The sequence below is a fragment of the Vibrio crassostreae genome (assembly GCF_041439375.1).
GTDB classification, from domain to species: domain Bacteria; phylum Pseudomonadota; class Gammaproteobacteria; order Enterobacterales; family Vibrionaceae; genus Vibrio; species Vibrio crassostreae_D.
Map to the genome: position 1 here is coordinate 75,304 of NZ_JBGONY010000017.1, position 14,447 is coordinate 89,750.

The following is a 14,447-nucleotide window of genomic DNA, read 5'->3' on the forward strand; positions in this document are numbered from 1 at the left end:
ACTATTTGATATACGTCAATATTTTAGCATTCCTTAATCCTAAAGGGTAGTAAAAAAACCGGATTTAAAGAACAGCTATACGGTATAAATAATGAGCTGCAATGCCATATAACCAGTATAGAAACCGTAAATGAGGATTAAAATTGCGCCTAATTGACGAAATAAGTCAGCTTGTTGCAGTTTTTTGAGGATATTAGCGCCCATACCCACTGTGAGCATTGCTGGAAGCGTACCTAAACCGAAAGCAAGCATGATACCAGCGCCGTTGTACCAACTCCCTGATACTGCTGCCCATGTAAGCATCGAATAAACGAGACCACACGGAAGCCAACCCCAGATAAAGCCAAACGGCAAAGCGTGGCTAGGGTGCTTCAATGGTAAAAATGATTTACCTAAAGGAGAGATATAACGCCATAGTTTCTGTCCGACTTTTTCAAAGAACAGCAAGCCAAACCACCATTTACCAATATACAAACCTAGTATGATCATAAAGCCAGCAGCAAACAAACGCAGCCAACCCAGCAGAGCATTAAAATCGCTGAGCTGGCCAATCGAAGAAATTGCACCACCAATCACGCCGCCAATCACGGCATAACTGAGCAAGCGCCCTAGGTTATAAAGTAGGGGAATAACAGGGGAAGGTTTACTGTTGCCAATTGACAGAAGCGACGCAATACCACCACACATTCCCATGCAGTGGCCTGCACCGATCAATCCAACAACAAAGGCTCCGATCCAATCAGGCGTCATCGTTCTTTTTGTCTACATTAGTTTGGCTTTCGCTGTTAGCTTTCTCATTCTTAACAGGTTTGCTATCAGAATGGTTGTGAGCCTTTTCGTCTTCATCAAACAGAATATTGTGACCTTGGCGTTCGAGGTCTTCAAACTGCTCGCTTTTAACTGCCCATAGAAAGATTCCAACAGCGATACATACAAGTACGATCGCAATTGGAATGAGTATGTATAAACTTTCCATTATTTACCTTGCTCTTTTAAAAGCCTTAACGAATTAGACACGACAATAATAGAGCTAGCGGACATGCCAACAACTGCAATGTACGGAGCAACCAAACCTGCGACAGCCAATGGAAGAATAAGTAAGTTATATCCTAATGACCACGCCAAGTTTTCACGGATTATCTTACGCGTTTTTAGCGCCAATGTACGGGACTTAAGTAATCTATCAAGCTTATCACCCAGTAACACCATATCTGCAGAGGCTTTCGCCACATCGGTACCGCCGCCCATAGCAACGGAAAGGTGGGCACCCGCAAGAATAGGAGCATCATTAATGCCATCGCCAACCATCATGGTAATGTCACTTGCATCTCGAGAGTTCAGGTAAGCAAGCTTATCTTCAGGTTTCGCGTTAGCAACAATGTCTGTAATACCGATCTCTTCAGCAACAGGCTTCGCGTTAATCAAAGAATCGCCAGTAAGCAGTGTCGTTTTGATTCCCGCATCTTTAAATTGCTTAATAAACTCGATGCTTTCTTTGCGAATGGGATCTTCATATGTAAACGTTGCGATATGACGGCCCGCCATCGACAAGTAAATACCGTTACTTTCCGATGGTTGAGCTTGACCTAAAATGAATTCACTACTGCCGATAGCGACTTCATCGCCATTCCATTCACCAGTGATGCCTGAACCAATCACGTTATTAACTGATTCTACTTGGATATCATCAGAAATATGAGTCTTGAACGCTTTCGCAATAGGGTGGTTAGCATGTTGTTCTAAGCTCGCCGCTACTTTGAGACAGGTGTCTTTATCAAGTTCAGCGAAGGTTTCAACTTGGCTGATACGAATATCACCCTCAGTCAATGTGCCAGTTTTATCAATGATCAAGTGATTCACTTTGCACAAGGTTTCGAATACATGGCCTTTGCGCAGCAAAATACCGAAGTTACCCATGCGAGAAGTTGAACAGGTTATTGCAGTCGGTGTTGCAAGCGATAGAGCACAAGGACATGTCGCAACAAGTACCGAAAGCATAATCCAGAAAGCATCTTCTGGGCGTGTTTGGTGCCAGTAGAACCAAGTACCAAAAGAAATGATCAGGATAACCGCAACAAAGTATCGAGCCACCACATCAGCGATTTCAGCAATTCTAGGCTTAGAAAGTTGCGCTTCATCTTGCAGACGAACGATATTGGAAATCACCGAATCCGCTTTTGATGTCATCACTTCCAGTTCAAACGACTCGTCACCATTCAATGTACCAGCGAAGACAGTATCACCCTCGTTTTTCACTACGTGGATAGATTCACCAGTCAGCATCGATTCATCAATATGAACTCGACCAGACAATACTTTGCCATCGGCAGGAATGTGTTCACCAGGAAGAACGCGAATTTGGTCGCCAACTTTTAAGGTCTTTACCGGAACTTGTTCGCCATCTAACGTTGTTGCCATCGCAGGAACAAGCTTAAGCAGATTACCGCTAGCGGCTGCTGCTTTACGACGAGCACGCATTTCAAGAAAGCGACCAAGCAGTAAGAAGAAGGTAAACATCGAGATAGATTCGAAGAATACTTCACCTTTCTCTGTCACCGTTGCGACCAAACTTGCAACATAGGCAAACAACAGAGCAATCGACACAGGCACATCCATACCCAATGTTCGACCTTTGAGGCTACGCCACGCATTGATATAGAAAGGCAATGCAGAGTAGAGCAGAACCGGCGTCGCGAAGATCAAGCTGACCCAACGGAAGTAGTTTTTAAACTCAGGCTCAAGGTTACCAAACACTTCAAGATATAGAGCCACTGCAAGCATCATGACTTGCATAGTCGCTAGGCCAGCGACACCAAGGCGATACAAGTAGTTCTTCATTGAGCGGTGGTAGGCCGCTTCTTGTTGGTCAGCCTCGAAAGGTGCTGCTTTATAGCCAAGGGTATGGATTGCCGATAACAACTCGCTCAGTTTAACTTGCGTGTTGTCCCAGCTAAGTAGGGCACGGTTAGTAGTGGTATTCACACGAATGCTACCAACACCTTGTTTTGAAGAGACTTGCTTCTCAATAAGCCATGCACAGGCGGCACAAGAAACACCTTCTAGTGACAATGTCACTTCAGAGGTGTTTTCAGAGTTACGAACGAACTCTAATTGAACATCTTCATTGTCGTAATGACTGAGTGCCAGCAATTGCTCTGGCACTAGATCAGCTTTTTCAGCAGGAGCGGTGCGATATTGGTAGTAAGAAACCAAACCGCTATCAACGATTGTCTGGGCTACGGTTTCGCAACCCGGACAACACATCTTACGAGTCGATCCTAAGATCTCTACTTTAAAATCCGTTTCCGCTGGTACATCTTCACCGCAGTGATAACAGGATTCACACATAAGCTTTAGTTCGTTAGTTGAGTAGGAGTTTCAATAGGGAAGTTCATACGACCTTGCACTAGCCATTCTGAATCGTGCGGAGAAAGCTCGATAAACCATGGACCTTGCATTTCGTGGTCTAGAGTCAAGGTGTAGTTGCCTCTCGCATCTGCAGTCAGCAGTTGAGTGAAATCACGGTCAGGCAGCGTTCTGTGAACGAACATCGCGCTAATAGCAGGAAAGTGCTCAAGTTTACCTTTATCTAGAGTAATGATAACCGAGTTACCTTTTTCGTTAACTAAAGCTGACAGACCTAATTCTTTAGCGATGTTTACTTTCGAAATATCGACATTAATGCCTTTTCCTTTTTTATAGTAATCCTCAGTCACTAGGTCTACAGAGTTCTGCGTAAACACAATAACCGTCATGATGGTCCAAATAACTACTGTCGCTGGCAACGCGATTAAGAACCACGGCCAAAACTGTTTATACCAAGGCTTTACCATAAAAAATATCTCAAAAAAAAATAAAAAGAAGGGGTTATAAAATAAAGGAAAGACAGCCTCTTAGAAAGAGGCTGTTATTGAAATGTTACTTATTATCTGAGTTGCTTAAGCTCCACACGTAAGATGAAACTAGCTGTACTTTGTCTTCGCCTAGAATGTCTTTCCAAGCAGGCATTACACCAGAACGTCCGTACATAACTGTTTCAGTTACATCTGCGCGAGAATCGCCAAACAACCAATCGCGGTCAGTTAGGTCAGGAGCACCAACAGCAGGGTTACCCTTACCATCAGTACCGTGACACGCAGCACACACTACGAAACGAGCTTTACCAGCTTCTGCTTCACGTGCGTTTACGCTACGACCAGAAAGGCTAAGAGTGTAGCTAACTACTTCTTTTACGCCTTCTTCGCCAAGCGCGTCTTTCCAACCTGGCATTTGACCAACACGACCGTGCATAACTGTTGTTACGATAGCCTCAGGCTCGCCGCCATATAGCCATGCGTCGTCAGTTAGGTTAGGGAAACCTTTCTGACCACGTGCATCAGAGCCGTGACACTGAGAACAGTTTTGTAGGAACAAACGTTGACCGACTTTGATTGCGTCAGCATCTGATGCAATGTCAGGGATTGAACGTAAACCGTTTTCGTCGTGAGCAAGCTTTCTGAATGCTTCACCGAAGTAGGTGTCTGCATCATCAAGCTCTTTCGCGTACGCGTCTAACTGTTTGTTTGCTTGCGCAGCAGCAATTGCAGAGCGAGACTCTTCAATGCTACGAACTTCTTGGTTTGAACTTGTCCAACCTAGTAGACCTTTAAAGTTGCCAAGGCCTGGGTATAGAGCAAGGTAAACCGCAGCAAAAACAATCGTACTGATGAAAAGGTATGTCCACCATTTTGGTAGTGGGTTGTTAAGCTCACGAATACCATCGTATTCATGGCCCATATCATGACCTTCTTCTACGCCTGTTTTGTCTTTAAAACACCAACGAAGTAAGACAGCACAACCAATTAGGGTACCAATCGTAATCGCACTAACCCAGATACTCCAGAATGTACTCATTACTTTGTCACTCCTTCATTTTTAGAACTTGTTGCTGGCTCGTCGTCAGCAAACACTAGGTTCGCGTCTTCGTCGAAACGTGATTTACGGTTCTTGCCGTATGCCCACCAAACGATGCCGATGAAGCAAGCAAAAACAGTCACAGTCCAAACACTTTGAAATGTAATAATGTCCATAATTATTCCTTATTTCATTGCGTGGCCAAGCGATTGAAGGTAAGCGATGATTGCATCCATCTCTGTTTTTCCTTCAACATCTTGTTTAGCGTTAGCAATTTGTTCGTCTGTGTAAGGAACACCAAATTGATTACGGAAGAGTTCAAGCTTCTGTTGAGTCAATTTGCCATCAAGTACATTCTCAGCAAGCCATGGGAAACCAGGCATGTTTGATTCAGGAACAAGTTCACGAGGGTCGATAAGGTGAACACGGTGCCACTCATCAGAGTAACGATCACCAACACGTGCTAGATCAGGACCTGTACGCTTAGAGCCCCATAGGAATGGGTGTTCCCAAACGCTTTCACCAGCTACAGAGTAGTGGCCGTAACGTTCAGTCTCAGAGCGGAAAGGACGAATCATTTGGCTGTGACATACGTTACAACCTTCACGAATGTAGATATCACGACCTTCCATTTCCAGAGCAGAGTAAACGCGTAGGTTTTCTACAGGTTCAGTTGTCTGCTTTTGGAAGATAAGAGGGGTGATTTCTACTAAAGCACCAAAACTGATAGCAATAACGATCAAGATCGCTAGTAGGCCAACGTTCTTCTCTACCAACTCATGGCGATTATTTGAATTTGAGCTCATTCTAAATCTCCTTAAGCCGGTTGAGCGATAGCTTTAAGGCTATCTTTAGGTGCAGAAACAGTTTTGTACGTGTTGTATGCCATTAAGAACATACCAGATAGGAAGATGAAACCACCTAAGAAACGTACAAAGTAGAACGGGTAAGACGCTTCTACAGATTCAACGAAGCTGTAAGTTAATGTACCGTCAGAGTTAACTGCACGCCACATCAGACCTTGCATCACACCTGAGATCCACATTGCAACAATGTAGAAAACCGTACCAATCGTTGCTAACCAGAAGTGAACATTGATTAGAGATACAGAGTACATACGCTCTTGACCAAATAGTTTAGGAACTAAGTGGTAAACCGAACCGATAGAAACCATTGCAACCCAACCTAACGCACCAGAGTGAACGTGACCGATAGTCCAGTCCGTGTAGTGAGATAGTGCGTTAACCGTTTTGATTGCCATCATTGGGCCTTCGAATGTCGACATGCCGTAGAATGATAGAGAAACGATTAGGAAACGTAGGATTGGGTCGTAGCGAAGCTTATGCCACGCACCAGATAGAGTCATAATACCGTTGATCATGCCACCCCAAGATGGAGCAAACAGAACCAAAGACATAACCATACCTAGAGATTGAGTCCAGTCAGGAAGTGCTGTGTAGTGTAGGTGGTGAGGACCAGCCCAGATATACAGAGACACGAGAGCCCAGAAGTGAACAATCGACAAACGGTAAGAGTAAACAGGGCGACCAGCTTGCTTAGGTACGAAGTAGTACATCATACCTAGGAAACCAGCTGTCAATAGGAAGCCTACCGCATTGTGTCCGTACCACCATTGCACCATTGCATCGATCGCACCGGAATAAATCGAGTACGATTTAAACGCAGATACAGGAACAGCCAGGCTGTTAACGATGTGCAACACGGCAACCGTGATGATGAAGGCTCCGAAGAACCAGTTCGCTACGTAAATGTGCGATGTCTTACGCTTAATCATGGTTCCGAAGAACACGATTGCATAAGCTACCCACACAAGAGTAATAGCAATATCGATTGGCCATTCAAGTTCTGCGTATTCTTTACCAGAGGTTAGACCTAACGGTAAAGTAATTGCAGCGGACAGGATAATCGCTTGCCAACCCCAAAAGGTAAAGGCTACGAGAGGGCCACCAAAGAGACGCGTCTGACAGGTACGTTGTACAACATAATATGATGTTGCAAACAGCGCACTTGTACCGAACGCAAAAATAACCGCATTAGTATGCAGGGGACGTAAACGACTGTACGTCAACCACGGCGTATCAAAGTTTAGCTGTGGCCAAACTAATTGAGCGGCAATCAAAACACCAACGCCCATACCGACAATACCCCACAAAATTGTAACTAGGGTAAATTGACGGACGACCGTATAGTTGTAGTTTTGTTCAAGCTGCTTTTCTTGGCTCATTTGCATGCTTCCAATTTCTTATTTACTACACTTTACTTCCAACACGACTCACGTCGTAATGCCACCCAAATTAGAAAAGGAAATTCAGCCTATTCAGGGCTTTATTTCCACTTGCTGATTTTAAAAAAAAGTGGCATTTTCAACGCGACACTATACTTGAATTAACAAATCAATGACAGAGTAGTAACCTTACGCTTGGTCAGGAATTGGATTTTTATTTAAAAACTTTGAACTTTGTAACAAGGAGTAAAGATTATAATGGCGGCACAAAAGCTAACAAAAGGCAGGCTTGTTCAAATTATCGTCATGTTGGTTATTTTAATAGCTGCATTTACTTGGAGAACAGTAACATACGATAATAACGAAACAGTGAACTGTATCGTTTCAAAACCTTGTGAATTTGATATTGATAATCATAATGTTTTAATTTCGGGCGATAACCTAGGGTATTCGATCGAAACATCTAAAACTGGCAAATTTATCATTAGCTATAATGAAAGTGGAATTCTGAAAGAAAAAGGGCCATCAAATTGGCTGTTACAAACTAATGATAAGACCTCCTCAATAACGGTTACATTTCCACAACAGGTGAGCACGTTTTCTGTAAACCTGTCTAAAGAGTAACAGAGAGAAAACTGGGGGACGCCTCGGTTCTTTTGATAGAAATATGTACCAAATCAGTGAAACACAATGCATTAAAGTGTTATAAAGAGAACATTAATAAAGTTTCCCAGAATCTATGAAATTTCTATCAAAAGTCTCTTACTCCCTAGACGATAAAATCGCAGTAGATGAGTTGCTCAGCGGGGTAGAAAACGCTGACGATATTGCTTGTCTTATTTGCTACTGCACAGAAGAATATTCGACACTCGCTGTTCAGAGATATTTCGTAGACGCTCTCCCTAACACTCCTATACATGGCTGTACCACTTGTCACGGCATTATGACAGAAACTGGGTTTCATTCTGGTCCGGTAATTGGCGTACTCATCATTTATGACTCGGGAATCAACGCCTACGGTACAGGTATCGAGCACTTTAGCGACTCCATAGACCGCAGCACCTTCAGCGCGATCGACAAAGCACTTAAGAACGCCAACCGAGAGGGCGAAATCCCCGATCTTATCTTGCTGCATTCCACTCCTGGTAATGAAGAGAAGGTGATGGCAGCTATCGATAAAAAGTTTGGTACTGAGGTGCCTATTATTGGCGGTAGTGCTGCGGACAATCAGGTTTCTGGAAATTGGAGCATCTTCACCGAAGAGTCGCTATCTATAAATGGCGTATCTTTAACGGTGGTGTTTGCGTCTCAGTCAATCTATTCCTCTTTCAGTGCAGGTCATACGCCTACACGTTACTCAGGCACTGTGACTAAAGTACGAAATAGAATTTTGCTGGAGATAGACCATCGGCCAGCTGCCACAGTTTATAACGAATGGACCAATTTTCACCTAGGTGGCAGCGACGATGGCTATATCTTTGAAAAATCGTCTGTTTATCCTTTGGGGAGGAAAGTTGGCTCATCTTACAACTATCCGTACTTCAAGCTCTCTCACTCTATCCGAGAAACAGAGTGCAACGGGATCGAGCTCTTCACCGACATTAATGAAGGTGACACCATCTATCTAATGCAAGGCTCTAAACAACAGTTAATAAGCCGTGCCGCTAATATCATTCATTCTTCTTATTACAACGATATGGATCTTGAAGAGAAGCTCGGAGCAATCAACATCTTTTGCGCGGGCCCAATGCTCAACCTAAAGCAAGATATGGAAGAGGTTTGCGAGCAAATAAATCAAGCACTTAATGGGCTTCCATACATATGTCCGTTCACGTTTGGTGAGCAAGGCAGGCTCTCTGGTGGCGAAAACGCACACGGGAATTTAATGGTATCGTCTGCAACGTTTTATAGGTTGAAAAAGTAATGGGTTCTGAAGGTCAAGAAGCGCTGCAAGAAGCTCGTATTGAACTGCAAAAACTAAAAGCCCGTGAGCGAAAACTGGCTGAAGAGAACAGAGTGATCTTATCAACCATCTCTGCGATCAGTAAGGCGAGTAACATATCTGAGATATTCTCTAGCCTTGAGTTTGTCCTCAAAAAATACATTAGGTTTGATGACTTTATCGTGGTATCAAGGGTAGGGAACGAAGGCAGTTTCAAAACCCTGCTAACCAATAACAAAGTCTTCGAACAAATGAATTGGAGCGATTGTGGCAAGCTATCGCGAGTCATCAATGGTGAATGCGCCATCCTTTTCGAACCCAAGTCTCTTGGGGAATTCAACTCTCTGCATCCCATTGTTCTCGACCAAATCAACTCCGTTCTGATTACGGGTATAGATAGCGGACTAACACAATCCGTCATCATCTTTATCCACTCTAATACCAAGCACTTTAGTATTGAAACCAAGGCCACATTAAACCGTTTCCGACCGTTGATAGAACGTGCTGTTTTCGATATTGAGAATAAAGAAAAGCTCGAGGCAACCGTTCGAGAACGTACAGCAGAGCTTGTCACAGCAAGAAAAGACGCCGAAAGAGCTAATAAGGCAAAGTCTGAATTCCTCGCAATGATGAGTCATGAATTAAGAACACCGCTAAACGCCATTATTGGCTTAATAGACACCCTCAAATCCACATCATTGAACGAAGAACAACAGTCTATATTACTCAACATGAGCACATCATCTGAGCTCCTATTGGCAATTATCAGTGATGTGTTGGATTTTTCTAAGATTGAATCTGGATGCTTCTCGTTAACGCCTCAATGGAGCAACGTAAGCGACACTGTAACTTTTGTATTGTCTGAGCAAAAGAAGACTGCAGACGATAAAGGTTTGTCGCTAACCGTAACCAGCGATATCCCTGAGGGTGAACTTCATTATCTCGACCCAAGTCGTTTGGCACAAATCCTATTTAATCTAATTGGTAACGCCATTAAGTTCACTGAGCGTGGGCATGTCCATGTTTCTATCAAGTACCAGCAGAGTTCATTCTATATAACAGTAGAAGACACAGGGATTGGTATCAGCTCACAACAACTTTCGTCGCTGTTCAGTCCATTTGTGCAAGCTGATAGCACAATCACACGCAGATTTGGCGGCACAGGTTTAGGCTTGGCAATCACTAAAAGACTGGTTGAGCTGATGCAAGGGCGTATATCGGTAGAGAGTGAACCAGGAAAAGGTTCTAAATTCGAAGTACAACTGCCAGTACTAACCAGAGTCACGAACAATCTGGCCAACATTGAAGATAATGATTGTCCACGAGATTTAAGAAGCCGTTATTCAGTGTTAGTTGTCGAAGACAACCCAACCAATCAAATGGTGATCAAATTAATCCTAACGCGACAAGGCCACGAAGTTTTCATCGCCAGCAATGGTGAGGAAGCGATTGGCTTTGTGGAAAGAGCCAACGACTCGATAGACATTATTTTAATGGATGTGTCGATGCCGGTAATGGATGGATTAACCACAACCAAATACATGAGAGACGCGAACATCAAAACGCCAATTGTCGCGCTAACAGCACACACATCAGTTGAAGACAAATGTTCGTGCTTAGATGTTGGTATGAATGATTTCGTGACCAAGCCAGTAAGAACCAAAGAGATCACAGAAGCAATTGATCGATTGATGCTTGAAGTCTAATAAACGTATTCTTAATCGAAGATTAAGAAATATGTTTATTAGGTATTTTATGGTAAATAGCGTTACTGTTAAATAGAACGCCGATTTGGTAGATAGATAAGAGGCAGGGCGTCATATAAAGATACCTGCCTTATAAACACCGAATTCAATTTAACATAATATACATAATACGCACTAATATAGTGATAAATTATAATCTTTTCAAACCCTTATCATTGGTCAGTTTTTGCTTGTATGAGTCTCTAAAGGCCTTGTTTTCCTTAATCTTTACTCTGAAATTATCCTATTAATTACTTTTTTAGTCGCTCGGCTTCGCTATAGTGTTCCAAACACAATATTTAATTTTCAAGAAATCGCCGCGTCTTGATAGCCAACGACTATCAAACCACTAAAGTAAAATAGGAATAAACTATCGTTAACCACTAATATTTTTTGAGGTCGATCACATGAGAACCCCGCCATTTGCTGAGTTGGTGAACCAACATTTTGATTCTTTGCACGACGCTGCTGCGTTTTTTCATGTGACGGTACCGACCATTCGGCGTTGGTTGTCGGGCCAATACTCGATCAATCCCATCGCCGAGAAACTGATGAATGTGCATGCGCGTGGCTATTTGCCCTTAGATCACCGTTGGGACGGTTTTAAAATCAACGTCGACCGCGCCACCTTGATCACGCCAGAAAGACGCGAGTTTAACCCCAAAGAATTGCTCAGTTTTGCCTACTGGCGTGATGAGCATCGTCAACTGGTTGAGCGCCACGGCAAGATTGAGTCCCCGAAATATTACCCACCTAAGGAGCACCCATTACCATTTCGTGGCGGACGTCGTTTACCCGCCAAACCTTGGGTACCCAGCAAATTCAAATAAGGTGCCCATTGACCGTCAATAATAAGAAAGGATAAACGATGAAAGTCAGTGTCTATATAGAACAAACGCTGTTTGAGCAAGCCCTCAAAACGGCTAAGAGCCAGTGCTCGGTACGCACGCCATCCCAACAGATCGCCCATTGGGCGGAAATGGGCCGCGTTATAGAAATGAAGTCGGATTGTTCACTGCGGCTGCTGCAAGGTGTCCAGAAAAAAGGCTGACTCACCTACCCGCTTCCACATTGAATTGGCCGAAGCCCCAATGGCCTCGGCTAAGGAGAAAATGCACATGTGCCCGATTAATGACACACAACAGGAAGAAAAAAAGGCGTTACGACAACGACTCGTGGAAGGCGAAATCAGCGGGATCGCGAGTTACGCTCTGGAGTCCTTCATCAAGGCGCTCGATGACTCTGCGACCAAGGCGACAACGTCGTTAATAATGGGTGATCGCGTCAGACTGAGTGGACACACAGCTGGCCGCCAAACTCCGCGATGGATCCGTCGCGGAGATACTGCCTTGATATAAGCCAATACGATACAATTCATACGGCTGTGCGGCGCGTTGTCCTTGTATGAATTGGCTCGCGCTCCAATACACCACTTTATTGAAAAACCCGTAATTCTAGAACAGATGGCCTAAGTCCTGAAACAGATCGACCAGCTCTTGACCGGTGGCTCGTCGCCAATCGCTTCGTGCCAAAAAGCTCAATTGTGCGAGGTTTTGACAATAGCGATCATATTGGCCGTCGATGCCATCCAAGGTCGCATTCCGGCCATCTTGTCGAAACAGACCAAATCGCGTCTGTTGGGTTGCGTACTGGCCCAACCCAAGCACAGTGGCGGCGTACGATTTACCGGTATTGGCCACCGTGTCCGATCTCAGGTAATTGAGGGCGTCCAAGAACCCAATACTGGGCGTACTGGTGAACCATTTATCTTTGGCCTCGCCAGTGAGGCCTGTCAGGACTTTTAAACAGGGTCCACTGGCGTTGAGTTTATCGGTGTCATCCACCCCGCCACACGACGTCAATTCCGGTGAGATCTCCAACGTCAGCGGCGCACTCTGCACGCCTCTAAAATGCGCGTAGACCGTCACGTCCCCCGCTTTTCGTGCAATGCCCATGGCTTCTCTTTCTGGAATGTACAAGATCTCCGGATCGGACGATTCAAGCTTGAGCTCCGGTAAGGCTGAGATGTTCACGCGTGATGACGCCTTGTGCGTGGCGATCTCTTGTGGGCCATCAAACAAGGCGTCGGTTTCGGCAAACACCTCGAACATGATGAGACTCTTCACCGGATACGTGTTCGTGTCCGACGTGATCAACACGTCACGGATTTGAAACGGGCGTGTTTTCACCTCAATGTTATCAACCTCGGCGTTTTCGAACAGGTTCTTGTCTTTACAACCGGCCAGCAACACACTGAGGATGAGCATGGTGCTGGTCAATATTTGCGTAGAACTGGGGGCTTTTCATCGTTAATTTCCTCATAGCGTGTCAATGAACGAAGAGGAATATAAACATTATGATCGGGACGCGTTTTTACGCTGTCCGCTTCTTTGGAATTATTAATGATAAATTAGGAAAAGTACGTATTGAGGTGAGGGTCTTGAAAGGCAATTGAAAATTTAGTGAAAATATTCAATCATTTAAATTAAAAATGTCAGGTACAAACGCAGGGGCTCTGCGACTTTAATACACCACGCTTAACACCACGTTCCCCTGCTCTAACAGCTCGACGATCGCCTGTTGATACGCTTCCTCGACGACATTTTGATCCCATACGCGCTGGTACTCGGGCAAGACTTGCGATCTCGAGATGGTCGACACGCCAAAGGTTAATTGACCCTCGTTCCGGTGTCGTCTGACGGTGACCAATTTCGCCTCTGTCCATAAAGGCGCAGGTTTGGTGACGCGTTGAAATTGCGGTGCTTTTTTCTTTTTCGCCATGCTCGGGCCCTCATCAATGTAGACCATCAGCCTATCAGAGGTAGCACGGCCGTTTTACTGTTTACTCAGTAAAAATCGACGCAAATCTCGCTCCGCACGCATCACAAACAGGATGTAGACCTTGTCAGCGTCTTGTTTGTAAAAAACACGACACGGATTCATCACAACTTCACGATAATTGAGGTGCTCGAGCTCGGGAGGCAGACGCCCAGACTCAGGAAAGTCGACGAGGCGTTCGACTTTGTCGAAAACGTTTTGAACGAGTTGTTTGGCCGCGACCAAATTTTCAAGGGCAATGTATTCCGCGATATCGTTCAGGTCCGATAACGCGGGCTCACTCCAAATCACTTCAGCCATTTTGACATCTTGTCTTTGGCTTCGTCATGACTCAGCGCCTTACCTTCAGAAATGGCGCGCTCACCGCGGGCGATCCCTTCCAAGATAGCCAAGCGGTTTTGCATAAACTGGTAGTCATCAACATCAACCAGATACGCAGAAGGTTTGCCATGCTCGGTGATCAACACAGGCTCTTTGGTGTCGTGCAGGTCGGCAAGGATTTTGGTTGCTTGACGCTTAAGGGAAGTAACGAGCTCAACTTTCATGAGTATGACTCCAATAGAAGATTAAAGTGATACTATTGTATCACTCTTAGTCTTGCAAGTTTAGCGCAGAAAAATACTGCGTATTACATCATACTCAATCATTTTGCTTATATTCTTCCAGAATGTTAGCTCGACCCTTTTAACGTGAGCACTTTCATAATGCAGTAAAAGTTCATCCGCGTACGGCTTTGTTTCCTAAATCAGGGAACTAATGCTTAAAGCTACGATCAGATCATCTA

At 44.5% G+C, this 14,447-nt stretch carries 17 protein-coding genes; 5 read left to right on the plus strand and 12 right to left on the minus strand.

Translation table 11 applies throughout. The features are described from left to right. Positions 1–75: 75 nt before the first annotated feature. From ACED45_RS09795 to ccoN, 8 genes are all read right to left on the minus strand, one after another. Complete coding sequence (locus tag ACED45_RS09795; protein WP_285954909.1) at positions 76–750, minus strand: sulfite exporter TauE/SafE family protein; 675 nt, start codon at positions 748–750, stop codon at positions 76–78. Next, complete coding sequence (gene ccoS, locus ACED45_RS09800) at positions 740–976, minus strand: cbb3-type cytochrome oxidase assembly protein CcoS (RefSeq protein WP_017059639.1); 237 nt, start codon at positions 974–976, stop codon at positions 740–742. Before ccoS ends, ACED45_RS09795 begins: the two co-directional genes overlap by 11 nt. Further along, entirely contained in the window at positions 976–3,348 is a 2,373-nt protein-coding gene (locus ACED45_RS09805) for a heavy metal translocating P-type ATPase (RefSeq protein WP_371713886.1), read from the minus strand. The genes ccoS and ACED45_RS09805 overlap by 1 nt, the downstream gene beginning before the upstream one ends. Positions 3,349–3,353: 5 nt before the next feature. Beyond that, the gene (locus tag ACED45_RS09810; protein WP_123301700.1) at positions 3,354–3,833 is read right to left on the minus strand and encodes a FixH family protein; all 480 of its coding nucleotides are present in this window, start codon (positions 3,831–3,833) and stop codon (positions 3,354–3,356) included. 85 nt (positions 3,834–3,918) lie between these two features. Next, positions 3,919–4,893 carry a cytochrome-c oxidase, cbb3-type subunit III gene (gene ccoP / locus ACED45_RS09815; RefSeq protein ID WP_086711456.1) on the minus strand — a complete coding sequence of 325 codons (975 nt, stop codon included), beginning with the start codon at positions 4,891–4,893 and terminating at the stop codon, positions 3,919–3,921. Next, on the minus strand, positions 4,893–5,069 hold the full coding sequence (locus ACED45_RS09820; protein WP_004742291.1) for a CcoQ/FixQ family Cbb3-type cytochrome c oxidase assembly chaperone: 177 nt from the start codon (positions 5,067–5,069) through the stop codon (positions 4,893–4,895). The genes ccoP and ACED45_RS09820 overlap by 1 nt, the downstream gene beginning before the upstream one ends. Positions 5,070–5,078: 9 nt before the next feature. Beyond that, the gene (gene ccoO / locus ACED45_RS09825; protein ID WP_004742292.1) at positions 5,079–5,699 is read right to left on the minus strand and encodes a cytochrome-c oxidase, cbb3-type subunit II; all 621 of its coding nucleotides are present in this window, start codon (positions 5,697–5,699) and stop codon (positions 5,079–5,081) included. 11 nt (positions 5,700–5,710) lie between these two features. Continuing rightward, complete coding sequence (gene ccoN, locus ACED45_RS09830; protein WP_165903505.1) at positions 5,711–7,138, minus strand: cytochrome-c oxidase, cbb3-type subunit I; 1,428 nt, start codon at positions 7,136–7,138, stop codon at positions 5,711–5,713. A gap of 258 nt (positions 7,139–7,396) precedes the next feature. Here ccoN and ACED45_RS09835 point away from each other — a divergent pair, with 258 nt between their 5' ends. From ACED45_RS09835 to ACED45_RS09855, 5 genes are all read left to right on the plus strand, one after another. Next, positions 7,397–7,762 carry a hypothetical protein gene (locus ACED45_RS09835; RefSeq protein ID WP_371713887.1) on the plus strand — a complete coding sequence of 122 codons (366 nt, stop codon included), beginning with the start codon at positions 7,397–7,399 and terminating at the stop codon, positions 7,760–7,762. Between the two features lie 115 nt (positions 7,763–7,877). Next, positions 7,878–9,062: an FIST signal transduction protein gene (locus tag ACED45_RS09840; protein WP_371713888.1), complete on the plus strand. Its 1,185-nt coding sequence runs from the start codon at positions 7,878–7,880 to the stop codon at positions 9,060–9,062. Beyond that, positions 9,062–10,786 carry an ATP-binding protein gene (locus tag ACED45_RS09845; protein ID WP_371713889.1) on the plus strand — a complete coding sequence of 575 codons (1,725 nt, stop codon included), beginning with the start codon at positions 9,062–9,064 and terminating at the stop codon, positions 10,784–10,786. The genes ACED45_RS09840 and ACED45_RS09845 overlap by 1 nt, the downstream gene beginning before the upstream one ends. 446 nt (positions 10,787–11,232) lie before the next feature. Further along, the gene (locus ACED45_RS09850) at positions 11,233–11,655 is read left to right on the plus strand and encodes a phage protein (protein WP_371713890.1); all 423 of its coding nucleotides are present in this window, start codon (positions 11,233–11,235) and stop codon (positions 11,653–11,655) included. Between the two features lie 38 nt (positions 11,656–11,693). Beyond that, a complete protein-coding gene (locus ACED45_RS09855) occupies positions 11,694–11,876 on the plus strand; it encodes a TA system antitoxin ParD family protein (protein ID WP_371713891.1) in 183 nt (60 codons plus the stop codon). Between the two features lie 403 nt (positions 11,877–12,279). Here the strand turns inward: ACED45_RS09855 and ACED45_RS09860 are convergent, their stop codons facing one another. The 4 genes from ACED45_RS09860 to ACED45_RS09875 all read right to left on the minus strand — a co-directional run bounded on the left by ACED45_RS09860 (position 12,280) and on the right by ACED45_RS09875 (position 14,208). Then, positions 12,280–13,092 (minus strand): hypothetical protein, encoded by an 813-nt coding sequence (locus ACED45_RS09860; RefSeq protein ID WP_371713892.1) that lies wholly within the window; start codon positions 13,090–13,092, stop codon positions 12,280–12,282. Positions 13,093–13,348: 256 nt separating this feature from the next. Continuing rightward, complete coding sequence (locus ACED45_RS09865) at positions 13,349–13,606, minus strand: hypothetical protein (protein ID WP_371713893.1); 258 nt, start codon at positions 13,604–13,606, stop codon at positions 13,349–13,351. A gap of 54 nt (positions 13,607–13,660) precedes the next feature. Beyond that, positions 13,661–13,963 (minus strand): type II toxin-antitoxin system RelE/ParE family toxin, encoded by a 303-nt coding sequence (locus tag ACED45_RS09870; protein WP_371713894.1) that lies wholly within the window; start codon positions 13,961–13,963, stop codon positions 13,661–13,663. Continuing rightward, complete coding sequence (locus ACED45_RS09875) at positions 13,951–14,208, minus strand: type II toxin-antitoxin system Phd/YefM family antitoxin (protein WP_016787072.1); 258 nt, start codon at positions 14,206–14,208, stop codon at positions 13,951–13,953. Before ACED45_RS09875 ends, ACED45_RS09870 begins: the two co-directional genes overlap by 13 nt. Positions 14,209–14,447: the final 239 nt, after the last annotated feature.